20 protein-coding genes are annotated in these 25,890 nt (G+C 62.1%); 12 read left to right on the forward strand and 8 right to left on the reverse strand.

Going from position 1 to position 25,890, the window contains the following annotated elements; translation table 11 throughout:
- The first annotated feature begins 1 nt into the window (after position 1).
- The 3 genes from AC1DUR_RS19180 to mdoH all read left to right on the forward strand — a co-directional run bounded on the left by AC1DUR_RS19180 (position 2) and on the right by mdoH (position 5,239).
- Positions 2-1,402, forward strand: a complete 1,401-nt coding sequence (locus AC1DUR_RS19180) for a sigma 54-interacting transcriptional regulator (protein ID WP_477720652.1) — start codon at positions 2-4, stop codon at positions 1,400-1,402.
- A 241-nt stretch (positions 1,403-1,643) separates the two neighbouring features.
- Positions 1,644-3,272: a glucan biosynthesis protein G gene (locus AC1DUR_RS19185; protein WP_477720653.1), complete on the forward strand. Its 1,629-nt coding sequence runs from the start codon at positions 1,644-1,646 to the stop codon at positions 3,270-3,272.
- On the forward strand, positions 3,248-5,239 hold the full coding sequence (mdoH, locus tag AC1DUR_RS19190; RefSeq protein WP_477720654.1) for a glucans biosynthesis glucosyltransferase MdoH: 1,992 nt from the start codon (positions 3,248-3,250) through the stop codon (positions 5,237-5,239). Before AC1DUR_RS19185 ends, mdoH begins: the two co-directional genes overlap by 25 nt.
- A gap of 164 nt (positions 5,240-5,403) precedes the next feature.
- Here mdoH and ffh read toward each other — a convergent pair whose 3' ends face one another.
- Positions 5,404-6,762 carry a signal recognition particle protein gene (ffh, locus tag AC1DUR_RS19195; RefSeq protein ID WP_477720655.1) on the reverse strand — a complete coding sequence of 453 codons (1,359 nt, stop codon included), beginning with the start codon at positions 6,760-6,762 and terminating at the stop codon, positions 5,404-5,406.
- Positions 6,763-6,840: 78 nt separating this feature from the next.
- Here ffh and AC1DUR_RS19200 point away from each other — a divergent pair, with 78 nt between their 5' ends.
- From AC1DUR_RS19200 to AC1DUR_RS19235, 8 genes are all read left to right on the forward strand, one after another.
- A complete protein-coding gene (locus AC1DUR_RS19200) occupies positions 6,841-7,641 on the forward strand; it encodes a cytochrome C assembly family protein (RefSeq protein ID WP_477720656.1) in 801 nt (266 codons plus the stop codon).
- Positions 7,638-7,883, forward strand: coding sequence for a PP0621 family protein (locus tag AC1DUR_RS19205; protein WP_477720657.1), 246 nt, complete (start codon positions 7,638-7,640; stop codon positions 7,881-7,883). The genes AC1DUR_RS19200 and AC1DUR_RS19205 overlap by 4 nt, the downstream gene beginning before the upstream one ends.
- Positions 7,884-9,599: a sensor histidine kinase gene (locus AC1DUR_RS19210; RefSeq protein WP_477720658.1), complete on the forward strand. Its 1,716-nt coding sequence runs from the start codon at positions 7,884-7,886 to the stop codon at positions 9,597-9,599.
- Positions 9,600-9,621: 22 nt separating this feature from the next.
- Positions 9,622-11,061 (forward strand): sigma-54-dependent transcriptional regulator, encoded by a 1,440-nt coding sequence (locus AC1DUR_RS19215; RefSeq protein ID WP_477720659.1) that lies wholly within the window; start codon positions 9,622-9,624, stop codon positions 11,059-11,061.
- The gene (gene ampD, locus AC1DUR_RS19220; protein WP_477720660.1) at positions 11,048-11,653 is read left to right on the forward strand and encodes a 1,6-anhydro-N-acetylmuramyl-L-alanine amidase AmpD; all 606 of its coding nucleotides are present in this window, start codon (positions 11,048-11,050) and stop codon (positions 11,651-11,653) included. Before AC1DUR_RS19215 ends, ampD begins: the two co-directional genes overlap by 14 nt.
- 475 nt (positions 11,654-12,128) lie before the next feature.
- Positions 12,129-15,038, forward strand: a complete 2,910-nt coding sequence (locus AC1DUR_RS19225) for a ribonucleoside-diphosphate reductase subunit alpha (protein ID WP_477721948.1) — start codon at positions 12,129-12,131, stop codon at positions 15,036-15,038.
- Between the two features lie 146 nt (positions 15,039-15,184).
- The gene (locus tag AC1DUR_RS19230) at positions 15,185-16,405 is read left to right on the forward strand and encodes a ribonucleotide-diphosphate reductase subunit beta (RefSeq protein ID WP_477721949.1); all 1,221 of its coding nucleotides are present in this window, start codon (positions 15,185-15,187) and stop codon (positions 16,403-16,405) included.
- 202 nt (positions 16,406-16,607) lie between these two features.
- Complete coding sequence (locus AC1DUR_RS19235; protein WP_477720663.1) at positions 16,608-17,057, forward strand: histone H1-like DNA-binding protein; 450 nt, start codon at positions 16,608-16,610, stop codon at positions 17,055-17,057.
- A 417-nt stretch (positions 17,058-17,474) separates the two neighbouring features.
- On the opposite strand, the gene AC1DUR_RS19240 is transcribed toward AC1DUR_RS19235, so the two are convergent.
- From AC1DUR_RS19240 to AC1DUR_RS19270, 7 genes are all read right to left on the reverse strand, one after another.
- Positions 17,475-18,377, reverse strand: coding sequence for a carbohydrate kinase family protein (locus tag AC1DUR_RS19240; protein ID WP_477721950.1), 903 nt, complete (start codon positions 18,375-18,377; stop codon positions 17,475-17,477).
- A gap of 50 nt (positions 18,378-18,427) precedes the next feature.
- Positions 18,428-19,519, reverse strand: coding sequence for a DUF3426 domain-containing protein (locus AC1DUR_RS19245; protein ID WP_477721951.1), 1,092 nt, complete (start codon positions 19,517-19,519; stop codon positions 18,428-18,430).
- Positions 19,520-19,592: 73 nt separating this feature from the next.
- Positions 19,593-20,483: a 50S ribosomal protein L11 methyltransferase gene (gene prmA, locus AC1DUR_RS19250; protein ID WP_477720594.1), complete on the reverse strand. Its 891-nt coding sequence runs from the start codon at positions 20,481-20,483 to the stop codon at positions 19,593-19,595.
- A 230-nt stretch (positions 20,484-20,713) separates the two neighbouring features.
- Positions 20,714-22,063, reverse strand: coding sequence for an acetyl-CoA carboxylase biotin carboxylase subunit (gene accC, locus AC1DUR_RS19255; RefSeq protein WP_477720593.1), 1,350 nt, complete (start codon positions 22,061-22,063; stop codon positions 20,714-20,716).
- Between the two features lie 41 nt (positions 22,064-22,104).
- Positions 22,105-22,557 (reverse strand): acetyl-CoA carboxylase biotin carboxyl carrier protein, encoded by a 453-nt coding sequence (accB, locus tag AC1DUR_RS19260; protein WP_477720592.1) that lies wholly within the window; start codon positions 22,555-22,557, stop codon positions 22,105-22,107.
- A 353-nt stretch (positions 22,558-22,910) separates the two neighbouring features.
- A complete protein-coding gene (locus tag AC1DUR_RS19265) occupies positions 22,911-23,465 on the reverse strand; it encodes a TlpA disulfide reductase family protein (protein ID WP_477721952.1) in 555 nt (184 codons plus the stop codon).
- A gap of 36 nt (positions 23,466-23,501) precedes the next feature.
- Complete coding sequence (locus AC1DUR_RS19270; RefSeq protein WP_477720599.1) at positions 23,502-24,059, reverse strand: hypothetical protein; 558 nt, start codon at positions 24,057-24,059, stop codon at positions 23,502-23,504.
- A gap of 330 nt (positions 24,060-24,389) precedes the next feature.
- Between AC1DUR_RS19270 and mpl the strand changes: the two genes are divergently transcribed.
- The gene (gene mpl / locus AC1DUR_RS19275) at positions 24,390-25,817 is read left to right on the forward strand and encodes a UDP-N-acetylmuramate:L-alanyl-gamma-D-glutamyl-meso-diaminopimelate ligase (protein WP_477720590.1); all 1,428 of its coding nucleotides are present in this window, start codon (positions 24,390-24,392) and stop codon (positions 25,815-25,817) included.
- The last annotated feature ends 73 nt before the right edge of the window (positions 25,818-25,890 follow it).

The following is a 25,890-nucleotide window of genomic DNA, read 5'->3' on the forward strand; positions in this document are numbered from 1 at the left end:
CATGACCGACTCTTCCACGCCATCCGCAGCGCCGGTCTCACAAGCAGCCCATCTGTTGGTCGTTGACGACGACCCGGACATGCTGCGCCTGCTGACGATCCGGCTCACGGCGGCGGGGTACCGCGTGACCGCAGTCACCTCTGCGGAGGCGGCCATGACCCAGCTCCATATCGAGCGGCCGCAACTGGTGCTGAGCGACGTGCAGCTTCCCGGCCGCGATGGCCTGGCCCTGTTTGACGACATCCGCGCCCAGCATCCTTCGCTGCCGGTGATCCTGCTGACGGCGCATGGCACCATTCCCGATGCGGTGGAGGCGACCGAGCGGGGCGTGTTCACCTACCTGACCAAACCTTTTGACGGCAAGGGCCTGCTCGACAAGATCGCGCAGGCCCTGGCGCTGAGCGCGCCTTCGCATCCGGCCAGGCGGGGCAGCCCCGAGGCATGGCAACACCAGATCATCAGCCGCTCCAGCCGCATGGCCGAAGCGCTGGCGGAAGCGCGCATGATCTCGCAATCGGACGCCAGTGTGCTGCTGCGCGGTGAAAGCGGCACCGGCAAGGAACTGCTGGCACAGGCCATCCACCAGGCCAGCCCGCGCGCCGGCAAACCCTTTATCGCCGTCAACTGCGGCGCCATCCCCGAGGCCCTGCTGGAGTCGGAACTGTTCGGCCACGTCAAGGGCGCCTTCACCGACGCGGTGGCCAGTCACAAGGGCTTGTTCCAGGCAGCCGACGGCGGCACACTGCTGCTCGACGAAATTGGCGACATGCCGCCCGCCCTTCAGGTCAAGCTGCTGCGCGTGCTGCAGGAGCGGGTGGTGCGGCCGCTGGGCTCTAGCCAATCGATCCCGGTGGACGTGCGCATCATCTCGGCCACCCACCGCGACCTGGACTCCGCCATGGCCGAAGGCCAGTTCCGCGCCGACCTGTATTACCGCCTCAATGTGGTGACACTGACACTGCCGCCGCTGTCGGAGCGCCGCGAGGACATTCCCCTGCTGGCCAACCATTTCCTCATCAAACTGGCCAGCAAGTATGACAAACGCCTGAGCGGCTTCGCCCCCGAAGCCATCAAGGCCCTGACCACGGCCGCCTGGCCGGGCAATGTGCGGCAGCTCTACAACGTGGTGGAGCAGGTCTGTGCGCTGTCGACCACGCCGCTCGTGCCGCTGGCCCTGGTGCAGCGCGCCCTTCGCTCGCCGAGTGTGCAGGTACTCACTTTTGCCGAGGCCCGGCAACGTTTTGAACGCGACTACCTGGTCGGCCTGCTCAAGCTGACCGATGGCAATGTGGCCGACGCCGCGCGCCTGGCCGACCGGAATCGCACCGAGTTTTACCGCCTGATGCAAAAACATGGCTTGACGCCCGGGCATTTCAAGGCCGACAGCACCTCCACCGCCTGACGGCCCGTGACGGATGGCGGGGCCCCGCCGCCAGGCAGTCGCTGGCTGGCGACAGCCTGGAGCCCCTGATTTCAAAGGGATTTTTTCTGCAGGCGCAGAAGGCTGTCGCTCTCAGGCGACAAAAAAGCAGCTTTTGACCGGTTTTTCCGGATTTGTCGCTGCCACTCCCGGAACATCCTGGCCAAGTGGTTGATTTTAAAGGAGTTTTCAGAACTGGCACAGGGTTTGCCCTAGTCAGTCCATGGAAACCTTTTTCAGCCCGTTTCGTGGCAAAGTTTTCGCCCCTTCCCGCGCCCCTTTTGTCCCTGATGTTTCAGGCAGCGGCAACGCCTGGCAGGCCCGCCTGACCGCCCTGGCATGCTTGGGCCTGCTGGTCCTGGGCGCGGGCCAAGCCCGCGCCTGGAGCCTGGACGACGTCGCCGGCCTGGCCCGCGAGCGTGCCCAGACACCCTTCAAACCCGCCACGCAAGCCATGCCGGCGGAACTCGCCAACCTCGACTATGACGGTTACCGCGACATCCGCTTCAACCCGGCCAGTACGGTGTGGCGAGCCGACAAACTCCCCTATGAAGTGAATTTCTTCCACATTGGCAGGGAGGTGGCCTCGGTTCGCATCCATGAGATCACGCCCGAAGGCGTCAAACCGATCCCCTACCGCCCCGCCGAATTCAATTACGGAAAAAACAGCTTGTCGCCAGAAAAGTGGGGCGACCTCGGCCACGGTGGGCTGCGCGCTTTCAACAACCTGAACTCGGCTACTTACAAGGACGAATTGGCGGTGTTCCAGGGCGCCAGCTACTTCAGGGCGCTGGGCACAGGCCAGCGTTACGGCTTGTCAGCCCGCGGCTTGGCAGTGGACACCGTGGGCGGCGGCAAGGAAGAGTTTCCGCGCTTCACGGACTTCTGGCTGGAAAAACCCGCGGCCGATGCGAAGCGGCTCACGGTTTATGCGCTGATGGACTCGCAGCGCATGACGGGCGCCTACCGTTTTGACATCACGCCGGGTGAACAGACCACCACAGCGGTGCAGGCACGCATCTTCATGCGGGACAACAAGCAGCCGGGCGCCCAAACGCCGGTCAAGACGCTGGGGCTGGCACCGCTGACCAGCATGTTTTTCTTTGGTGAAAACCAGCCCCGCCCCGGCGACTTTCGGCCAGAAGTACACGACTCGGACGGCTTGATGATTGCGACCGGAGAAGGGGAATGGCTGTGGCGTCCGCTGCAGAACCCTGCCTCACCGCTGGTCACCTCGTTTCGCATGAAGAGCCTCAAGGGCTTCGGCCTGATGCAGCGCGACCGCGCGTTCAACAGCTACGAGGACACCGAAGCACGTTACGAGCTCAGGCCCAGCGCCTGGGTGACACCGGTCGGTGACTGGGGCGCCGGTCGCGTGGAGCTTTTGCAATTTGCCACGCCGGACGAGACCCATGACAACGTGGCGGCCTACTGGGTACCCGACAGGATGCCCGCCCCCGGCGAGTCCCTGGACCTGGCCTGGCAGATAGCCTGGCAAGGCAAGAACCAGCAACTGCCGCCCAACGGCTGGGTCACCCAATCGCGCCGCGGCACCGGCTATTCCAAGCTCGATGCCAATGCGCGGAACCAGCAGATCCAGTTCGTCATCGATTTTGCGGGACCGGCACTCGAGGCCTTGCCCGAAGACGCCGCCGTTCGGGCCATTGCCACCGCCAGTGCCAACGGCCGTGTGCTCGAAAGCCTGGCTTACCGCAACCCTGCCACGGGCACCTGGCGCATGACCTTGCGCGTGCAGCGACTCAACCCGGCCCAGCCGGTCGAACTGCGTGCCTTCCTTCAACACAACAGCAACACCTTGAGTGAAACATGGACCAACCTCATCACACCTTGATCCAGCCCGGCAGCCGCAGCCCCCTGCGGGAGGAGCGTCACCCGAACTCGGTCACCGCACCGCCCATCCATCGCGGCTCCATGGTGCCGCGTCCGTGGCGCGGCTTCTGGAACGGCCTGGGAACGGCCGCGCTGATGCCGCTGGTGGGACTGACCACCCCAAGGCCGGCCCGCGTGTTGCCGCGCGAGAGGCTGGAGCCCTGGCAGCACGCGGCCCAATGCCGCCGGGCCATCTTCGTGGTGCTGACCCTGCTCAGCACAGTGCTGGCCACCTGCATTTTTGCCGACATGCAGCCCGACTATGACAACGCCTGGCTGGAGTACGGCCAGATCAGCCTGTTTGCGCTGCTGTCGGCCTGGGTGGTCACAGGTTTCATGACGGCCGTGATGGGGTTTTATGTGACGCTGTTCGGAGATGCCCGGGCCCTGTCGGCCAAAAAGGTGCAGCACTACCCGCTGAATGAGTCGACCCGCACGGCCATCATCATGCCCATCTGCAATGAAGATGTGCGCACCGTGTTTGCCGGCCTGCGCGCCACCTGCGAGTCGGTGGCGATGACCGGCCATGTGAAAAACTTCGACGTGTTTGTGCTGTCGGACAGCAGCAATCCGGCCATCATCAAGGCCGAGCGGGCCGCATGGGAAGACCTGCGCACCCAGCTGGCCGCCCACCCAGAGCAGCCGCAGATCGAAGTGTATTACCGCCTGCGCAAACGCCGCACCGACCGCAAGGCCGGCAACGTGGCCGACTTCTGCCGCCGCTGGGGCAAGGACTACCGCTACATGGTGGTGCTGGATGCCGACAGCGTGATGAGCGGCGATTGCCTGGTCTCAATGGTCAAGCTGATGGAAGCCAACCCCAGGGCGGGCATCATCCAGACAGCCACCCAGGCCATCGGCCATGTGACGCTGCATGCGCGTGCGCAGCAGTTCGCCTCGCGCGTGACGGGCCGGCTCTTCACGCTCGGCATGCAGTTCTGGCAGATGGGCGAGTCGCACTACTGGGGCCACAACGCCATCCTCCGCATAGCACCCTTCATGCAGCACTGCGCACTGGCGCATATCAAGGGCACGGGCGGCATGGCGGGCAGCATCATGTCGCATGACTTCGTGGAAGCCGCCCTGATGCGCCGCGCCGGTTACCACGTCTGGCTGGTGGCCGACCTGGTGGGCAGTTATGAGCAGCAGCCGCCCGATTTGCTCGCAGAATTGCAGCGGGACCGCCGCTGGTGCCAGGGTAATTTGCAAAACTCGCGCCTGATTGCAGAGCCGGGCATTCATCCGGTGCACCGCTCCATGTTTGCCACCGGTGCCATGGCCTACCTGTCGGCGCCGCTGTGGCTGTGCTTCCTGACACTGGGAACGGCGCTGTGGCTGTCGGGCTCGCCCATGATGAGCGACTGGGCCCTGCTGCCCGGCGAACTCGTGTCGCTCTGGGCCTGGACGCTGTGCATGCTGTTTTTACCGCGCATCCTCGGCCTTGCAGCCGTGCTGATCAACCGCCAGCAACAGGCGTACGGCGGCACGGCCAGCCTGCTGCGGAGCGCGCTGCTGGAAACCCTCATTGCCCTGCTGCAGGCGCCCATCCGCATGCTGGCGCACTCGCTGTTTGTCGTGGTTGCCCTGACGGGCCTGAAGCTGGAATGGAAATCGCCCCCGCGCGAGGCCGCAGCCGTGCCTTGGCGGCATGCGTTGGCGCAGCTCGCCCCGATGAGCGGCGTGATCGCCTTGCTGGCAGCCGGCATTGCAATGATTGACGCAGGCGCCCTGGTCTGGCTGCTGCCTGTGGGTTTGCCCCTGCTGCTGGCGATTCCGATGACCGTGCTCACCAGCCAGGTGGGTGTGGGCGCGGCCCTGCGCGCGCAAAGCTACCTGCTGATTCCAGAAGAAACCCGGTCACCGGCCGTGCTGCGCCGCGCCTGGCTGCATGCCAGCCGGCGGGCCCAGCCGTGGCTGAAGGCGGCCTGACGCTTTGAAAGCCTACAAAAAAAGCCGCTTCAACCGGCTTTTTTTGTGGGCAGATGGCCCCGATTCCATTTCTAATTCAATGCGAGAGTAGGCGCGCCGTCGCAGACAGTGCTACGGCACGGCAAGGCGGCGCAACGACCTATCGCTTTGAAGTAGAAATGGAATCAGAACTTCGGCATGCCTTTCATGCCGCCCATGCGCTTCATCATCTTCATCATGCCGCTGCCCTTCATCTTTTTCATCATGCCCTGCATCTGCTCAAACTCGTTGAGCAGGCGGTTGACTTCCTGAACCTGCACACCCGAGCCGGCCGCGATGCGGCGCTTGCGGGTGGCCTTGATGAGCTCGGGCTTGCGGCGCTCCAGCGGGGTCATGCTCTGGATGATGCCTTCCTTGCGCTTGATGTCTTTTTCGGCCTTGTCCATGTCGACCTGGCCGGCCTTGGCCGCCATCTGCGCCGGCAGCTTCTCGAGCAGGCTGGACAGGCCGCCCATGTTCTTCATCTGCTGGAGCTGGCTTAGAAAATCGTTGAGGTCAAAGCCGTCGCCCGACTTGATCTTGGCGGCGAGCTTTTGCGCTGCGGCCACATCAACGCCTGCCGCGACCTGCTCGACCAGGGCGACAATGTCGCCCATGCCCAGGATGCGGCCGGCATGCCGCTCGGCATCAAACACCTCCAGGCCGTCGATTTTTTCACTGGTGCCGGAGAACTTGATCGGTGCACCGGTGATCTGCCGCACGCTCAGTGCCGCACCGCCGCGCGAGTCGCCGTCAGTCTTGGTCAGGATGATGCCGGTCAGCGGCAACGCCTCCTTGAAGGCCTTGGCCGTGTTGACCGCGTCCTGTCCCTGCATGGCATCGACGACGAACAGCGTTTCAACCGGGTTGAGTACGGCGTGCAGCTCCCTGATTTCCTTCATCAGGGCTTCATCAATGGCCAGGCGGCCGGCGGTGTCGACGAGCAGCACGTCAAAGAAATGCCTGCGTGCGTAGTCGATCGCGGCTTTGGCAATGTCGACGGGCTTCTGGTCGGGCGTGCTCGGAAACCATTCCGCACCGGCCTGCGCCGTCACGGTCTTGAGCTGCTCAATGGCAGCAGGCCGGTAGACGTCACCCGACACCGTCAGGACTTTTTTCTTGCGCTTTTCAATCAGGTGCTTGGCCAGCTTGGCCGTAGTGGTGGTCTTGCCCGCGCCCTGCAGGCCGGCCATCAGGATCACCGCGGGTGGTTGCGCCGCCAGGTTGATGTCGCTGACGCCCTCGCCCATGGTCGCCGCCAATTCGCGGTTGACGATGCCCACCAGAGCCTGGCCGGGAGAAAGCGAACCCATCACCTCCTGGCCGAGGGCCTTGTCCTTGACGCGGGCGATGAAGTCGCGCACCACCGGCAGGGCCACGTCGGCTTCGAGCAGCGCCATGCGCACCTCGCGCAGCATGTCCTGCACGTTGGATTCGGTGATGCGGGCCTGGCCTCGCATTTCCTTGACGAGGCGGGAGAGTTTGTCGGTAAGGGCTGAGGCCATGAGCAGGCTCCACAAACATGGAGCAATTAGGAAAGGAAAGAGGAGAGGAAAGAAAGCACTACGGGCTAAACTGTAGCCATGATTTTAGCTTTCAGTGCGTGGTGGGGTCTTGGGGCGGCAGTGGGCGCCGCTTTAGCCTACGCAACCCTGGCGCTGGCCACCCCTCGCCTGAGCCCGGCCACCATCCGCGGAATTTTGCTGGCGGCATGGCTGCTGCACGCGTTGGCACTGGCCAACGGGCTGCTTGGAGAGCCGCCGCGTTTTGGCTTTGCGCCCGCCCTTTCCATGACCGTCTGGCTGGTGCTGACCGTCTACGCGATTGAAAGCAGCCTGTTTCCGCAGCTCCAGGCCCATTGGGCACTGGCGGGGCTGGGCAGCGCCGCAGTCATTTTGACGCTGCTCTTTCCGGGCACCAGCTACCACCGGATCGCCTCGCCCTGGCTGCCGCTGCACTGGGCGCTGGGCATTGCCTCCTATGGGCTGTTTGCCGCGGCGGTGGTGCATGGCTGGCTGATGACGCGCTCGGAGCGGTCCATCCGGCAGGCCGCGCAAACCGATGCCGGCGTGCCGCTGCTCACACTGGAGCGCCTCACCTTTCGCTTCGTGGAAGCAGGTTTCGTGCTGCTGTCAGCGACCCTGCTGGTGGGCTGGCTGTTTGCCGAAACGCTTTACGGCCCGGGCCTGGTCCGGATGTGGAACCACAAAACGATTTTTTCCGTGCTGTCCTGGCTGACCTTTGCGGGGCTGCTGGCCGGGCGTGCCCGCCTCGGCTGGCGCGGCCGCAAGGCGGTGCACGTGTTGTACCTGGGCGCGGGCCTGCTGCTGCTGGGCTATGCGGGTTCGAGCTTTGTGCTTGAAGTCATCCTGAGGCGTGCATGAAATACCTGCTGGTCGCGGCTCTTGTGCTGGTGGTTTTCTGGCTCTGGCGCCACAACCGGCAGGCCGAAAGAGATGAAGCCGCCGCGGCTCGTCCGCCCAGCCCGCCGCGCCCGGCCACCGAGGTCACGGAGATGGTGGCCTGCGAGGTTTGCCACGTGCATCTTCCCCGGTCCGAAGCCCTGATCGGATCCAGGGGCGGCATCTACTGCAGCGATGCGCATCGCCGTCAGGCCGGAGGCTAGATGACCACGCCATCCCAGTGGTTTGAGACGGCGGAAAAGATCCCCGGAGCCTGGGAGACTGAACCCGAACTCGGTTCGTTCGGGCGCCTCTGGCGCGTTTTCATGACGGCGCGCGTCGCGACTGCCGGCGTGCTGGTGGTCCTGCAAGCCGTCATCCATGCCTTGGGCAGCAGCAGCAATCGCTGGCCCGTCGCCGTGTGCATTGCCTACTTGTGTGCGACGCTGGCCGTACGGCTCTGGGCCCGGCCACGGCCACCGGGCCGCACGTTTGACGCACACTGGCTGGCCACCATCGGGGTGGACGTGATCACCTTCTCCCTGCTGGAATTCCTGCAATCGGGCGGCATCAATTACGCCCCGCTGTTTGCCCTGCCGGTGCTTCTGTCGTCGATTCTCGGGCCGATTTTGCTGGCTTTTGGCACGGCTGCCAGCGTCACGCTTTTGTTGCTCGCCGATGCCTGGTGGACTTCCCTGCAGACGTTGGGGGATTTCAACGCGCGCTTTCTCCAGGCCGGCCTGAGCGGCTCGGGATTCTTCCTGGTGGCACTGCTGGCCAACCAGCTGGCGCTGCGGTTGGCGCGGGAGGAACAACGGGCCAAGGCCAGCCAGTCTGCGGCCCGCATGCAGACCCAGGTCAATGAACTGGTCATTGAAGCATTGGCCGATGGCGTGCTGGTGGTTGACGTCAATGGCGTTGTGCGTTCTGCGAACCCGGCTTCCAGGCGCTTGCTGTTCATGCGCAAGGCCATCCGCAACGCGCCCTTCATGCTGGCCACGGAAAACGCCTGGCAACCGCTGGCCGACCTGATGCATCACACCTTCCTGACGCAGTCCCCCCAGGAAGCGGACATCCGGCTTGAATACCCGGCACGCAACACAAGGCGGCTGCATGTGCGCACGCGCCTGGCGGCCTCGCAGAACGGCACGCACGAAAACCTCTGCGTGATGTTTCTCGAGGACCTGCGCGAAATGGAAGCGCGTGTGCGCACCGAAAAAATGGCCGCCATGGGGCGCATGTCTGCCGCGGTGGCCCACGAAATCAGGAACCCGCTCGCCGCCATTTCACAGGCCAACGCCCTGCTTGAGGAAGACCTGCAAGATGCCGGCCACCGGCAACTCACCGCCATGGTCAGGCAAAACGCCCAGCGCCTGGCCAAAATTGTCGATGAGGTCCTGAACATCTCGCGGGCTCAGGAGCAGGCACCGGCGCCGCAGACGACTTCGCTGATGCTGGATGACACCGTCGTTCACATCGCCACCGATTGGGCCAGACAGACCGGGGCATCACCGCGCCTGCGCCTGACCATGGGAGCGGCCCAGGCCGCGGTCCGGTTCGAGGCCGAGCATCTGCGGCGCCTGATGGTCAACCTGCTGGATAACGCCCTGCGTTATGCCAGCACCTCCGCGCATTCGATGGAAGTGGTCACCCGGGTGATGGCGGGAGGCGAGGTCCGGCTGGCGGTATGGAGTGATGGCCAACCGCTGGAGGCGACGGTCGAGACCCATTTATTCGAACCTTTTTTCTCCTCCGAAAGCCGCTCCAGCGGGCTGGGCCTCTACATTTGCCGGGAGTTGTGTGAGCGTTACGGCGCCCTGATTGGCTATCAGCGGGTCGCGCGTGATGCCGCCGAAGGCAATGAGTTTTTTGTCATCTTCAAGCCGGCGCCACAATCACCGGGCAACTCCCAGCTTTCTTTTGACACAATGCCTGCCTGAGACCCTACGCATACCCCTACGCATGCAACTACCCTCCACCACACCAGCCCATATTCTTGTCGTCGACGATGAGCCGGATCTGCGCACCCTGTATGAGCTGACGCTGCTTCGCGAAGGCTATCGGGTGGAAGCGGCCGGCGATTTATTGCAGGCGCGCGAGCAGCTTGAGAGCAAGCGCTTCGATGCGGTTATCACCGACATGCGCCTGCCCGATGGGCTGGGGCTGGAGCTGCTGCGTGAGCTGGTGGCCCAGCAGCGCGCGGAACGCTGCGTGATCATCACAGCGCACGGCTCCGCCGAAAATGCGGTGGAAGCCCTCAAGGCCGGCGCGTTCGACTATCTCACCAAACCCGTTGACCTGAAGCAGTTCCGCAACGTCGTGGCATCAGCCATCCAGGGCACGCAGAATCTGGCGCGGCCAGCCGCTGGCGATACCAGGCCTGGCGAACTGAGCCCGGGACCGACCGTTGCCACCTCAGCCAAATCGGACAAATCAGATAAGCCGTCAGCCATCCTGCAAAAGCTGGTCGGCGAATCGGCCGTGATGCGGGCGGTCAAGTCGCGCATTGTCAAGGTAGCCGGCAGCATGGCACCGGTCCTGATACAGGGCGAGTCGGGCACGGGCAAAGAGCTGGTGGCGCGCGCGGTGCATGCCTGCAGCCACCGCGCCACCGGCCCTTTTGTGGCGGTCAACTGCGGCGCCATTCCGGAAAACCTGCTCGAAGCAGAGTTTTTTGGCGCGCGCAAAGGCGCCTACACCGGCTCGACCCAGGACCGGCAAGGCTACTTTCAGGCCGCCAAGGGGGGAACCCTGTTTCTCGATGAGATCGGCGACCTGCCGCTGGCCATGCAGTCAAAGCTGCTGCGTGCGATCCAGGAGCGCTCGGTGCGGCCGCTGGGCTCGCCGCAGGAAGACACTGTCGATGTCCGCATCGTCAGCGCCACGCACAAGGACCTGGGCGCGCAAGTTCAGGCAGGCGCCTTCCGGCAGGATCTGTATTACCGGCTCAACGTGATCGAAATCGGTGTGCCGCCGCTGCGCGAGCGGCGCGAAGACCTGCCGGCACTTTGCCAGGCCCTGCTGTCAAGAATCTGCAAGGAGTCGGGGCTCGCCGTGCCTGAGCTCACCGGCGCGGTGATGGAGCAGCTGCGCTCGCATCCCTTTGACGGTAATGTCAGGGAACTGGAAAATATCCTGCACCGCGCGGTGGCACTTGGCGAAGGCAACGACCTGCATTTCGAGGCGCCCCCCCAGGATTTCGTGGCGGTTCCGGAAAATCTGCAGGCGTTTCTCGACCAGCAGGAGAAAAACATCCTCTCCAAGGTGTTGCAGGAGACCGGGTTTAACCGCACCGCTGCCGCCTCCAAACTGGGGCTGAGCCTGCGCCAGATCCGCTACCGGATTGCCCGCCTGAACATCGAGACACCCGGCGGCGATGACACATCCGATGAACCTGCCTGAACCCGACGGCACGCCGGCTGTCAGCGCGGCCTTGTGGCGGGATGGCTGGTATCGCTTCGCACGCACGCTGGCGTCACCGAATTTCGGCCCGCGTCCGTGCGGCGCACACATTGACCTGATCGTCATTCACTCCATCAGCCTGCCACCCGGCGAGTTTGGCAACGGCAACGTGCAGCGCCTCTTTACCAATCAGCTCGACTGGGAAGCACACCCTTACTTCCAGGGCATTCGGGGCCTGCAGGTGTCGTCGCACTTTTTCATCACCCGCACCGGTGCGTTGTGGCAATTTGTCGGCTGCGACGACCGTGCATGGCATGCCGGCGAGTCCCATTACCGGGGACGCGGCAACTGCAACGACGACTCGATTGGCATTGAACTGGAAGGGCTGGAGGGCAGCACCTTTGAAGCGCGCCAGTACGAGACCCTGGCGGGACTGTGTGCAGCGCTGCTTCAGGCCTATCCCATTGCCCACATTGCCGGGCACGAGCACATCGCGGCCGGACGCAAGCAGGACCCCGGCCCGGGTTTTGACTGGCCCTTGTTGCAACGCTCACTGGCCGCACCCGATAGGTATTTTCCCGCAATCGACTGAACTGATGCGGAGTCGGCAGCCCACCGATGGGCATGCATCGAATGGCTAAAAAATTAATGGCATTTTTACCCACCGAGCATTTGTCGGCCTTGACAGAAGGAAGTCTGCGCAAAAGCCCGTCGGCACTTCGTTTGTCTCGCCAAAGCCTGATCTGACAAGGCTTTCACGGCTATTCGCCACACCCATCCGGCGCCATCCGGCACGCAAAAAACAGCGTGAAAAAGGCCTCAGGACGCAAAAGCGAATTCAGTCGGCGATACACTACCGGTAGTGGCTTGTATTCCACTTGGACCCTAGGTATAGTGTCTTAGCCCTGATTCAGTTTGATGTAATTCGGGCGGATCAGGACGAGGAATATCACGAGGGATATCGCCAAGAAATCAGCTTGCGGATCTGACCAGCCTTCAGCGAACCAGTATCACCCTGAACACCACATCAAACCCAGTCACAAAACAAACAAAGCAAAGAGGAAGTCATGCAAACAGCACAACACGCAGTGCCCAATACGCCAGTTAGTCTGACCGGCAATCCGGTCAACAACGACAGCAACGCGCCAACCAACCCACTCGCCCATTACCAGATCATTCGCCGCAATGGTTCCGTGGTGCCGTTCGAGCCCAACAAGATTGCCGTGGCCATGATGAAAGCCTTCCTGGCCGTGCATGGCACGCAGGGAGCCGCTTCGGCCAGTGTCCGCGAAACCGTCGACGGCCTGACCCAGGCCGTCATTCGGGCCCTGATGCGCTCACGCCCCGGCGGCGGGACCTTTCATATTGAGGATGTACAGGACCAGGTCGAGCTGGGCCTGATGCGCGGAGGCCACCACGAAATTGCCCGCGCCTACGTGCTGTACCGCGAAAAGCGCAGCCAGGAACGCGCCCGCCAGCCGCAGACCCCGGCGCCCGAAGCCCCCATGCTGCATGTGACGGACAGGGGCCAGCGGGTCGCGCTAGACGTGCGCAATTTGCAGGCCCTGATTGAAGCGTCCTGCGCCAACCTGGGCGCCGATGTCAAACCTGACCCGATTGTTGCCGAGACCATGCGCAACCTCTACGACGGGGTGCCCATCGACGAGGTCTACAAGGCGTCCATCCTCGCGGCCCGCACCCTGATCGAAAAAGACCCTGACTACACCTACGCCACTGCACGCCTGCTGATGCACACCATCCGCCGGGAAGTCCTGGGCGAAGAAGTCAGCCAGGAAGAAATGCACACCCGCTATGCAGAGTATTTCCCGAAGTTCATCGCCAAAGGCGTGCAGAACGAACTGCTTGACGAAAAACTGCAGCAGTTTGACCTGGCCCGGCTGGGCGCGGCGCTCAAACCGGAGCGCGACCTGAAGTTTGACTACCTCGGCCTGCAGACCCTGTTTGACCGCTATTTCCTGCATGTGCGCAAACAGCGCATCGAACTGCCGCAGGCGTTCTTCATGCGCGTAGCAATGGGCCTGTCGCTCAACGAAATCGACCGCGAAGCGCGCGCCATCGAGTTTTACGAAATCCTTTCGTCGTTCGATTTCATGTCGAGCACGCCCACCCTGTTCAATGCCGGCACCCTGCGTTCGCAGCTGTCGTCCTGCTACCTCACCACGGTGGCCGATGACCTGGGCGGCATTTACGACGCCATCAAGGAAAACGCCCTGCTCTCCAAGTTTGCCGGCGGACTGGGCAACGACTGGACGCCCGTGCGCGCCCTGGGCGCCCACATCAAGGGCACCAACGGCGAGTCCCAGGGCGTCGTGCCTTTCCTGAAAGTCGTCAACGACACGGCTGTCGCGGTCAACCAGGGCGGCAAGCGCAAGGGCGCGGTCTGCGCCTACCTGGAGACCTGGCACCTGGATATTGAAGAGTTCCTGGAACTGCGCAAAAACACCGGCGACGACCGCCGGCGCACGCATGACATGAACACAGCCAACTGGATTCCCGACCTCTTCATGCGCCGCGTGATGGAAAAGGGCACCTGGACGCTGTTCTCGCCATCGGACACACCCGACCTGCACGACAAGTTCGGCAAGGAGTTCGAAAAAATTTATACCGCCTACGAAGCCAGGGCCGAACGCGGCGAGATCAAGCCTGCCCGCAAGCTGCAGGCCACCGACATGTGGCGCAAGATGCTGTCGATGCTGTTCGAAACCGGCCATCCCTGGATCACTTTCAAGGACGCCTGCAATGTGCGCTCCCCGCAGCAGCATGCCGGCGTGGTGCACTCCTCCAACCTGTGCACCGAGATCACGCTCAATACCAGCGACACCGAAACCGCAGTCTGCAACCTCGGCTCCGTCAACCTGGTCCAGCACCTGAAGGACGGCGCGATTGACCATGACAAGCTGAAAAAGACCATCACCACGGCCATGCGCATGCTGGACAACGTGATCGACATCAACTACTACGCGGTCAAGAAAGCACGCGACTCCAACATGCGCCACCGCCCTGTGGGCCTGGGGATCATGGGCTTCCAGGACTGCCTGTACGAACTGCGCGTGCCCTACGCCTCCCAGGAAGCGGTCGAGTTTGCCGACAAGTCCATGGAGGCGGTCTGCTACCACGCCTACTGGGCTTCTACCGAGCTGGCCAAGGAGCGCGGCAAGTACGCCAGCTACAAGGGATCACTCTGGGACAAAGGCATCCTGCCGCTCGACACGCTGGACATGCTGGCCGAGGAGCGCGGTGGTTATGTGGAAGTCGACCGTTCCGCCACCCTGGACTGGGAGGCCCTGCGCCAAAAGATTGCGCGGGACGGCATGCGCAACTCCAACTGCGTCGCCATTGCCCCGACGGCCACCATCTCCAACATCATCGGGGTGGACGCCTGCATCGAACCCTGCTTTGGCAACCTCTCGGTCAAGTCCAACCTGTCCGGCGAGTTCACCGTCATCAACCACTACCTGGTGCGTGACCTGAAGCGACTCGGCCTGTGGGACGACGTGATGGTTGTCGATCTCAAGCACTTCGATGGCTCGCTTCGCCCGGTTGACCGGGTGCCGCAGGAAATCAAGGCGCTTTACGCCACCGCATTTGAAGTGGAAACGTCGTGGATTGTTGAAGCCGCAGCCCGCCGCCAGAAATGGATTGACCAGGCGCAGTCGCTCAATATCTACATGGCGGGAGCCTCAGGCAAAAAGCTCGATGACACCTACAAGCTGGCCTGGTTGCGCGGATTGAAAACCACCTACTACCTGCGCACCATGGGTGCCACCCACGCCGAGAAATCAACCGTGAAGGCCGGCAAGATGAACTCGGTTTCCTCGGGCTCCGAAGCATCGGGCAGCGGCAAGAGCGCGCTTGAGGTGGCAGCCGCTGCAGCGCAAGTGCAGATGAATGCATCGCCGGCAACCGACATCAAGTTCTGCGCGATCGACGATCCCGGTTGCGAGGCCTGCCAATAAAAAACATCGAGTCGTGCGGTGAAATTCGCCGCACGATTTGATGGTGTGAATCGATGTAATTGAGCAACACTAATTTACAGCGATGTGAATGAACACTTTTCATTTTGTATCGCTGCTTTCATAATCCCAAAGTATTGGAAACCTTTATGTTGACCTGGGACGAAGAAGTCAAACCATCGCTGCAAAAACCTCATGCCAGCGGCTCGACCGACAGCCGCTCGATGGAACTTCCGCCTCTTTCTTCTGATGAGCCTCAAGCCCAGGTGCGCATGCTGCACGATGGCGCTTACGCTCCGGCTGCGCCAGCGGCTCAAGCTGCTCCTGCGGTGAGCAGCACACCGCCAACCGCACTGCGCGTCAAGGCTTCGGACAAACGCATCATCAACGGCCAGACCGACGTCAATCAGCTGGTGCCGTTCAAATACAAATGGGCCTGGGAGAAGTACCTCGCGACCTGCGCCAACCACTGGATGCCGCAGGAAGTCAACATGACGCGCGACATTGCCCTGTGGAAAGACCCGAACGGATTGACCGAAGACGAGCGCCGCCTGGTCAAGCGCAACCTGGGTTTCTTTGTCACTGCCGACTCACTGGCCGCCAACAACATCGTGCTGGGCACCTACCGCCACATCACGGCGCCCGAGTGCCGCCAGTTCCTGCTGCGCCAGGCCTTCGAGGAAGCCATTCACACCCACGCCTACCAGTACATCACCGAGTCGCTGGGCCTGGACGAGGCTGAAATCTTCAATGCCTACAACGAAGTGCAATCCATCAAGGACAAGGACCAGTTCCTGATCCCGTTCATTGAAGTCATTTCCGACCCCCACTTCAAGACCGGCACCACCGAGGCTGACCAAACGCTGCTCAAGTCCCTGATTGTGTTTGCCTGCCTGATGGAAGGCCTGTTCTTCTATGTCGGCTTCACACAGATTCTGGCGCTGGGCCGCCAGAACAAGATGACGGGTGCGGCCGAGCAGTACCAGTACATCCTGCGCGACGAGTCCATGCACTGCAATTTCGGCATCGACCTGATCAACCAGCTCAAGCTCGAAAACCCCCACCTCTGGACCGCGGACTTCAAGGCCGAGATCAAGGCCTTGTTCCTCAAGGCCGTGGAGCTGGAGTACCGGTATGCCGAAGACACCATGCCCCGCGGCGTGCTCGGACTCAATGCCTCCATGTTCAAAGGCTACCTGCGCTACATCGCCAATCGCCGTGCCACGCAAATCGGACTTGAAACTCTCTTCCCCAACGAGGAGAATCCGTTTCCATGGATGAGCGAAATGATCGACCTGAAAAAAGAACGCAATTTCTTTGAGACCCGTGTGATCGAGTACCAGTCAGGCGGCGCCCTGTCGTGGGATTGATCCTGGATTGAATGACGCAAGACACGTAAAAAAATAATGATTTCTAGAATTGCAATGCCCAATGACGCTGCCGCAGAGTGCGCGTTGGGCCTTGCTCCTGTGTTCGCGGCGCTGGGCCGGTTATCCGAAGACCCAACGCCGTGAATCGCTTCGCGTACTCCAGACGTGAAGTGCTCTTTGCAATGTGATCAAGGAGAAAACTATGGCAACTGCGAAAAAACCTGCGGCTAAAAAAGCTGCTCCGAAGAAAGCGCCGGCTAAAAAAGTAGCGGCAAAAAAAGCACCTGCTAAGAAAGTAGCAGCCAAAAAAGCTCCGGCCAAAAAAGCGCCAGCGAAAAAAGTAGCGGCTAAAAAGCCGGCTGCGAAAAAAGCGCCAGCGAAAAAGGCCCCAGCGAAAAAAGTAGCGGCCAAAAAGCCGGCTGCGAAAAAAGCTGCTGCGAAAAAGCCTGCTGCCAAGAAGGTAGCGAAAAAGGTAGCCAAGAAGCCCGCAGCGAAAAAACCCGCCGCCAAGAAAGCAGCGAAAAAACCCGCTGCGAAGAAAGCCGCGAAGAAACCTGCTGCCAAAGCACCCGCTGTAGCGGCTGCCCCTGCGGCTCAGACGACTCTGAACCCGCAAGCTGCCTGGCCGTTTCCAACCGCCAGCAAGCCCTAAGCAGTAAGGTATTTCTGCTCAAAGCCCGATGTCGCAAGATATCGGGCTTTTTTAATGCCCCTTTTTTAATGCCCATTACCTGCCTGCGGCTGCAGGCGCCGCCGGTGGACGGCAAAGCCCATCAGGCACCGGTCAATTGGCGGGCTCATCGCCTGGGGCTCCGCAAACCGCTTCACGCTGGTGCGAGGAGAGACTTCGAGGCGCCAACAATCACGGGCGAGTGTCGCCGCGGCAAGCCGGGCCGCCTCGGGCGACCTGCTGGCAGCCATCCCATCATCCTGAAATTCCACCCTGGTCAAGCTGGTGGACCTGACAAACCTGGCAGATGAGGCACCCGATCGATTGCCATGCCATCAGGAGCCTGGAATATCCGTTAAGAGCCGTTAAGGCCCGTTCCCGTTGAACTGCCCCGCTGGACTAACCGTTTATTTGAGCGGCACTCAGCGTGTAATTCTGGCCGCCACGCGTTGCGATCTTGTGCGCGCCGATCCGGTTCCCCAGTGCCGCGCAGCGGGCCAGCGACCAGCCCTCCTCCAACCCGTACAGCAGCGCGCCGCGAAAGGCATCGCCACAGCCGGTCGGATCGACCACCGTCTCGGCCTTGACCGGAGGCACCAGCGTCTTCTCGCCATCAATCCAGATCTCGCAGCCCTCCGCGCCCAAGGTCACGACCACGCCCTGCACCTGCCGGGACATGTCGGCGCAAGACAGGCCCGTGCGGTCGCTCAGCATTCTGGCTTCGTAATCGTTCACCGTGACCCAGCTCGCCAACTCGACAAAATGAGCCAGTTCCTTGCCGTCAAACATGGGCAGGCCCTGGCCTGGGTCAAACACAAAGGGGATGCCTGCCGACTTGAATTGCTCGGCATGCTGCAGCATGGCGTCACGCCCGTCCGGCGAAATGATGCCGAGCTTGATATCGCTGCGCGCATCGATGCGGCTGATGTGGGCCTGCATCATCGCGCCCGGGTGAAAGGCCGTGATCTGGTTGTTGTCGCGGTCGGTCATGATCATGGCCTGCGCGGTGTAGGTATCGCCGACCTGACGCACAAACTCCGTGCTGATACCCAGTGCGTTCATGCGCGCCACATAGTCAGCCCCGTCGCTGCCGACGGTGGCCATGGGCAAGGGCGCACCGCCGAGCTGCCGCAGGCTGTAGGCAATGTTGCCGGCACACCCGCCGAATTCGCGGCGTAGGGCCGGCACCAGAAAGGACACGTTGAGAATGTGCAACTGGTCGGGCAGGATCTGCTCCGAAAAGCGACCCTCAAAGGTCATGATGGTGTCAAACGCCAGGGAGCCACAAATCACAGCAGACATTCAGTTCTCGATTCAATCAGGGGTAATGAGGTAATGGGGTGAATGGGTAATCAAGGATAAAAAGCAAGGACACGGTACCCAGCCACGCGCCAGGGCGATACTACCGGGGATGACGGCGCCGGCGAGGCGCTGCGAACACCTTCACCCGAGACTTTCAGGCTCAGGACACCGGCCAGTTCCGAACGGGCGGCCAAGGTGGTGGTGGTCACACCAAACTGCGCGGGTGTCACGACGCGGCGGACCACCGCCCGGTCCTGGGTATCCGTGAGGGTCACTTCCAGAGAGGGTACCTCCAGCGCAATGGTCCCGGTATTCTTGAGCACAAAACTGAGCCGGTACGCATCGGAGCCGATTCTGTTGAAGCTGGAGCTGTCAATCACCAGGGAGTCGATATGGCGTGGCGCGCGAATTTCACAGCGCAGCTGCCCACACACCGTCTGCAACAGGGCGCCGAGCCGGGGATCCAGCGCAGCCAGACTGTCTTTTTGCTGTACCAGCCATTGAAAAACCAGCGTGGCCGTCAGCACAAGCGCGAGCGCACCCAGTGACCAGCGCACCAGCGGCTTTTTCCAGAAGGCCCTGTTCCGTGCAGTACGCACAAAGGAAACATCGTCCGACACCCCGGAAGCCGGCATCTCCGACGATTCGAATTCGGCCTCATCCGCAGTCGCCGTATGAACCAGTTCCGGTGTGCGCGGGGGCATGTCCTCCCGGGCGGCACTGGCCGGAGCGGGCACGCTGTCCTGCTGCTTGCGTTCGTGGAGCGCCTGCTTCCAGCTGGCCGGATCAAAATCGGCGACGCTGTCGTGCTCCTGCGCATCCTGCACGGAAAGAAAAGGGGTCAGCGGCACCCTGTCGGCAAACGACCGGGCGGGCGCCCAGGAAGACTCGGCGGCCGACTCCTCCGCCTGCGCCGGCTCGCCGATGTCCGGCGCCGAGGCAGCCTCGCGAAACACCGGCTCCTGCTCGGGGCTGAAGACCGAGGGTGGCAGGCCGGCCGCTTCACCCGGCAGCAGGTGCGTTGAGGCATCAAACACTTCAGCACAATGCCCGCACCGTACCCAGCCCTGAGAGACTTTGAGTTGATCGGCCACGACCTTGAACATCGTGCCGCACGCGGGGCAGCGGGTAATCAGGCTCATCTAACGCCGTATTGTAGGGGGGGAGGAGTCGTTACCGGCCGGCAGGCAGGCCGGACAACGGGTTGCCGCGAGCCTAGAACCGCGCGCCCATCAGGATCCAGCCTTCTTCCTGGTCGAGCACCTGGAGCTGGCAATAAGGCAGATAGGCCGCCTTGAGTTCGTCGGCCTGACGCTCCAGAATGCCGGCGAGCACCAGATTGCCGCCCTTTTGGACATGCGAGCACAGCAGCGGCGCCAGCACTTTCAGCGGTGTGGCGAGAATATTCGCGAGCACGGTCTGGTAGGCACCGACGGCCTTGTCAGGCAGGCCGGCATTCATGGTGACATGGTTGGCTTCGGCATTGGCGCGTGCGGACTCGACGGCGGCTTCGTCGATATCGACGGCATCAATATCGACCGCCCCGAACTTGGCAGCGCCAATGGCCAGAATGCCCGAGCCGCAGCCATAGTCGAGGACACGGCCCAACGCCTTGTTCGCCGCGCCCTGGCCCGCAATCCAGCGCAGGCACATGCGGGTGGTCGGATGGGTGCCCGTGCCAAAAGCCAGGCCTGGATCCAGACGGATGAGCTGTTTTGCCTGTTCAGGCGGTTCGTGCCAGGTCGGCACTATCCAGAATTCGGGTGTAATTTCTACCGGCGTGAACTGCGACTGCGTGAGCCGGACCCAATCCTGCTCGGGCACGGCCTGAACCGCCACCAACTGGCAGCCCGCAAAAAAATCCTGGGCAGCGAGTACGGCGGCGGCGTCCCGCGCCAAAGCCTCGCTGGCAAACAGCGACACCACGCGCGAACGTTCCCAGCCAGCCTTGGGTGGCGGCATGCCGGGCTCGCCAAAGAGCGCCTGTTCGGCCGGTGTCTGGGCATCGGCGTCTTCCACCGAGACGCTCAACGCATCGAGCGCGTCCAGGGCTTCGCTGAGCGTTTCCACCTCGTCGACTGGCGCCAGCAGAATCAGTTCAAACATCGCGCATCCCTTTGCCGTAGATCTGTATGCCGGGGTACCAGGCAGTCCGTTCAAGCCAGGGCCGCGGAACCGGCTTTGCCGGGCCGCAGGCGCAGCGGCACCGGAGGGGCTGGAGCCTGCGGATCCAAAGCTGCTTGAGCAGCTTTGGACAGGCGACAGAGGCGAAGCGTCTCGCTAGCCGCGGCCTGCAAGGCCTCGGGAGCGACACGCAGTGCGCGACCGTGGGGGCTTTACCTATCACGCTTGGACAGCCACTCTTCGAGGTAGTGGATGTTGGTGCCGCCGTCCATGAATTTGGCGTCGACCATGAGTTCCCGGTGCAGCGGAATATTGGTGTTGATGCCTTCCACAACGGTCTCGGCCAGCGCCGTGCGCATGCGCGCCAGGGCCTGCTCGCGCGTATCGCCGTGCACGATGATCTTGCCGATCATGGAGTCGTAGTTGGGCGGCACAAAGTAGTTGGCATAAATATGGGAGTCCACCCGCACCCCGGGGCCACCCGGCGTGTGCCAGGTCGTGATACGCCCCGGTGAGGGAGTGAACTTGTAGGGATCTTCCGCATTGATGCGGCATTCGATCGCATGGCCCTTGAACTGGATGTCGCGCTGCAGGAAGGGCAGCCTTTCACCGGCCGCCACCATGATCTGGGTTTTCACGATGTCAACGCCCGTGATCCACTCCGTCACCGGATGTTCCACCTGCACGCGGGTGTTCATTTCGATGAAGTAGAACTCGCCGTTTTCGTAGAGGAATTCGAAGGTGCCGGCACCGCGGTAATTGATTTTCTTGACGGCAGCCACGCAGCGCTCGCCGATTTTTTCTATCAGCTTGCGCGGAATGCCCGGCGCCGGCGCCTCTTCAATGACCTTCTGGTGGCGCCGCTGCATGGAACAGTCACGCTCGCCAAGCCAGACCGCGTTCCTGTGCTGATCGGCCAGGATCTGGATTTCGACGTGCCGCGGGTTCTGCAGGAATTTCTCCATGTAGACCTCGGGATTACCGAACGCCGCGCCAGCCTCCGCCTTGGTGGTCTGCACCGCATGGAGCAGGGCCGCTTCGGTATGCACCACGCGCATGCCGCGGCCACCGCCGCCGCCCGCCGCCTTGATAATGACCGGATAGCCGACTTGTTTGGCGATCCGCTTGATGATCACGGGATCATCCGGCAGCGCACCCTCGGAACCGGGCACGCAGGGAACGCCCGCCTTGATCATGGTCTGCTTGGCCGACACCTTGTCGCCCATGATGCGAATCGACTCGGGTGTGGGACCAATGAACTTGAAACCGCTCTTTTCAACCCGTTCGGCGAAATCGGCGTTTTCGCTCAGGAAACCATAACCCGGGTGAATCGCCTCGGCGTCAGTGACCTCGGCCGCCGAGATGATCGCGGGCATGTTGAGGTAGCTATGGGAGGAAGGGGCGGGTCCGATACACACCGACTCATCGGCCAGCTTGATGTATTTGGCTTCCCGGTCGGCCTCGGAGTAGACCATCACGGCCTTGACGCCGAGTTCCCGGCAGGCACGCTGGATCCGGAGGGCAATCTCACCCCTGTTGGCGATCAATATTTTTTTGAACATGCGTCGATGGGCCTGGTTCGGCAAGGGGGCAACAGCCCCGCTTACTCAATAATGAAGAGGGGCTGCCCGTATTCCACAGCCTGGCCGTTTTCCGAAAGTATCTTGGTGATGGTGCCGGACTTGTCGGCCTCAATTTCGTTGAGGATCTTCATGGCCTCAATGATGCAGATCGTTTCGCCCTCTTTCACCACACTGCCGAGCTCGACAAAAGGCTTGGCTCCGGGGCTCGCGGAGCGGTAAAAGGTACCAACCATGGGTGACTTGACGGCGTGGCCAGCGGGAGCGGCCGGTGCGGACGCCTCCACGGCGGGCGCGCCACCCGCGGGAGCTGGCGCCGGAGCTGCTACCATGGCAACAGGGGCCTGCTGCATCACGACGGGAGCACCACTGGATTTGACAATGCGTACCTTGCCTTCGGCTTCGGTAATCTCAAGTTCGGACACATTGGACTCTGAGACGAGATCGATCAGTGTCTTGAGTTTTCTTAGATCCATAGATTCTCCAACGACGGTAGATACTGGCGCCAGGATGTCAGCACGCAGTTTGAATGAGCATGAAAAATCGGCATTGCCGATCTTCGTTCTTTTTCCACTTACTCTCAGCTTTTAAGCCTTAAAACGCTTATCAGTCAATTATTGTGCGCGGCAGTCAATGGACTGGCCCGAGGAAAGCGCAGAGTGTACCTCAAGCCAACACTGCTCAAAACCAGCTTTCACAAGGTTATCCCTGAGGCTCCAAATGACGCCAACGCCACTGTAAGCCGTATTTGCATGCAAATACAGCCATTTTCAGAACATTTGGATAAAACTCGGCAAAACTCGCCGGTCTCGCCGATGCAAGGGTCAGACTATTTGAGTTGTGCCCATTGCGCCAGCTCTTCGGGCATGATTTTGCCGATCTTGCGGTGCAGCAGCTGACCGGAAGCGCCGAAGATCACTGAAAAAGGCAAACCGCCTGCGAGATTACCGAGTGACTTGCTCAACTCGGTGCCCGTCAAACCCGCCAGACCGACTGGAAAATTCAGCGGCCTCGCCTGTAGCCAACTCCGTACCGCACTAGGCTGGTCCACTGCCAAGCCCACAGTTTGCCAGCCCTTATCCTTGTTTTCCTGATAAAAGTAGTCCAGCAAAGGAAGCTCTTCCACACAGGGAGGACACCAGGTTGCCCAAAAATTCACCAGCAGCGGCTTGCCCCTGAAGCTGCTCATGGGCAAATTCCCGCCAGCCGGCGTCTCAAAACTCAGGCTCCAAAAAGCGTCCTGCGTTTCCTCAGCCTTGCCGGCCACGCCCGTGCCTGCTGCCGGTGCCACCGCATGGGGCTGGAATTTCCACCACGCCGCCCCGGCGCCGGCCAGGCCGGCCACCGCGGCAACGCTGCCATAAAGCATATTTCTGCGATTCATTTTCTTCAAAACTCCGGAAAGGTTGTCCTGGCGCGCTTACACGCTGGCCAGCAATTTTTGCACTGCAGGCAGATCGCCACGGGGCGTACGGCCTTTGGCATCGGGCTTCAGGGCACCACGCAAATCGTCGTGATCGTAGACCATCAGGTGCACACCGACGGTCTCATTGAGGGGCTTGCACACACTTCGCAGACTCAGCGCTTCCACGCTGTCGCCGGTGAAGCCGTTCACGGTGCGTGGCTCGTAGTCCACGTTGTGCTCTATGAGGGCGATCTCGGCCGATTTCGGGTCGTCGCAAAACAGCTGAATGTAAATATCCGAGAGCCGCGTGGCCGTACCGTGCCAGACCGCACCTCCCAAGTGAGGCCGGAATTGAGCCAGGCGCTCCATCCAGACCAGGGCCAGTTCGCGCAGGGCAGCCAGTTCGGCGGGCTGGGTATCGGCGCAAAAGAGGGCTATGTATTCACGCACGGCGTCTTCCAGTTCGTCGTTGCCGGGCAGTTCGGTGCGCACGGGCAGCGCCATCTGCTTGACGGCGCGGCGTTTGGCGGGGCCGTATTCCAGCCCCTCCTCCACCACCAGCGCAGCGGCCATGGCGGCGATTTCGGATTTGAGGGTGTTGAGTTTCACGGGTCAGTAGCACGAAAGAGGAAAAGTCCGCAGGAAAGCCCCGCGCAGGGGTGGGAGCGGCGCCAAAGTGGCGAAATGGGCGCCCCGGTGATTGTGCCCCTGTTGGGTTCGGGCCGGCATCAAAAAGTTCACGGCCTGCCCTTTCACTATCAAATCAGGAGCGAATTCCGGCCAAATTGAATGGGTTGAACGTGGGTTGTCCATGGGTTGAACGGCATTTTTCTTTCCCACATGGGGCCCTGCAAGCCGCCGTGGTGACAAAACCCATGAGGGCCCTGCCTAGAATACAGCCCCATGCACATACATATTCTGGGAATTTGCGGCACCTTCATGGGCGGCCTCGCAGCCCTGGCGCGGGAGGCGGGGCACAAGGTGACGGGTTGCGACAGCGGCGTTTATCCGCCCATGAGCGACCAGCTGCGCGGCCTGGGCATTGAGCTGATTGAGGGTTACGGCGCCGACCAGCTCGCCTTTGAGCCCGACGTGTTCGTGATCGGCAACGTGGTTTCGCGCGCGCGCGGGTCCGACGGCAACCCCAAATACCCTTTGATGGAAGCCATCCTGAACAGCGGCCGGCCCTATACCAGCGGCCCGCAATGGCTTTCGGGCCATGTGCTGCACCATCCCACTCACCACCCGACCGGGCCACGCCATGTGCTGGCCGTGGCGGGCACCCACGGCAAGACCACGACCACGGCCATGCTGGCCTGGATCCTGGAGAGGGCCGGGCTGCAACCGGGCTTCCTCGTCGGTGGCGTGCCGCTGAATTTTGGTGTCTCGGCCCGGCTGGGCGAAGGCAACACCTTCGTGATCGAAGCCGACGAATACGACACGGCGTTTTTTGACAAGCGCAGCAAGTTCGTGCACTACCGCCCACGCACCGCCCTGCTGAACAACCTGGAGTTTGATCACGCCGATATTTTCGACGACCTGGCGGACATCGAGCGGCAGTTTCACCATCTGGTGCGCACGGTGCCCTCACAGGGCCGCGTCGTGGTAAATGCCGGTGAGGAAAGCCTGCAGCGCGTGCTGGCCCAGGGCTGCTGGAGTGAGCAGGTACTCTTTGGCAACAGCCCACTAAATCAAAGCGGCTTCACCGCCCAGGGCGAACCGAACGACTTCAAGGTGCTCAAGGCCGGCCAGGCCGTGGCCCACGTCCAGTGGGGCATCGGTGGGGTCCACAACCAGCTCAATGCCCTGGCCGCCATCGCCGCCGCAGAGCACGTGGGCGTGGCACCCGAAGTGGCCGCCCGGGCACTGGCCGAATTCCAGAACGTCAAGCGCCGCATGGAAGTGCGTGGCGTGGTTCATGCACCCGGTGGCGATATCACGGTGTATGACGATTTTGCCCATCACCCCACGGCCATCCACACCACCGTAGACGGCCTGCGCCGACAGCTCAAGGGGGCAAGAAAAGACGGAGACCGCATCCTGGCCATTTTCGAGCCGCGCAGCAACACCATGAAGCTGGGCAGCATGACGGCGCAACTGCCCTGGAGCCTGGAGCAGGCCGACCTGGCGTTTTGCCACGCTGGCGGACTGGACTGGGATGCGCGGGCCGCGCTGATGCCGATGGGCGCACGCGCCCAGGTCGCTGACAACATCGACCAGCTGGTGGCGCAGGTCAAAGCCTCAGCCCGCCCGGGCGACCATTTGCTGTGCATGAGCAATGGCGGATTTGGCGGGATTCACGCGAGGCTGCTGGAAGCGCTCAAATCCTGATGCGCGGCCCTTTATGGGCGACGATGGGCGACGCACCGGGAGAACTCAGGTCGGGCGCGAGCAGGTAACCGAG

The sequence above is a fragment of the Polaromonas sp. P4_F4 genome (assembly GCF_056401355.1).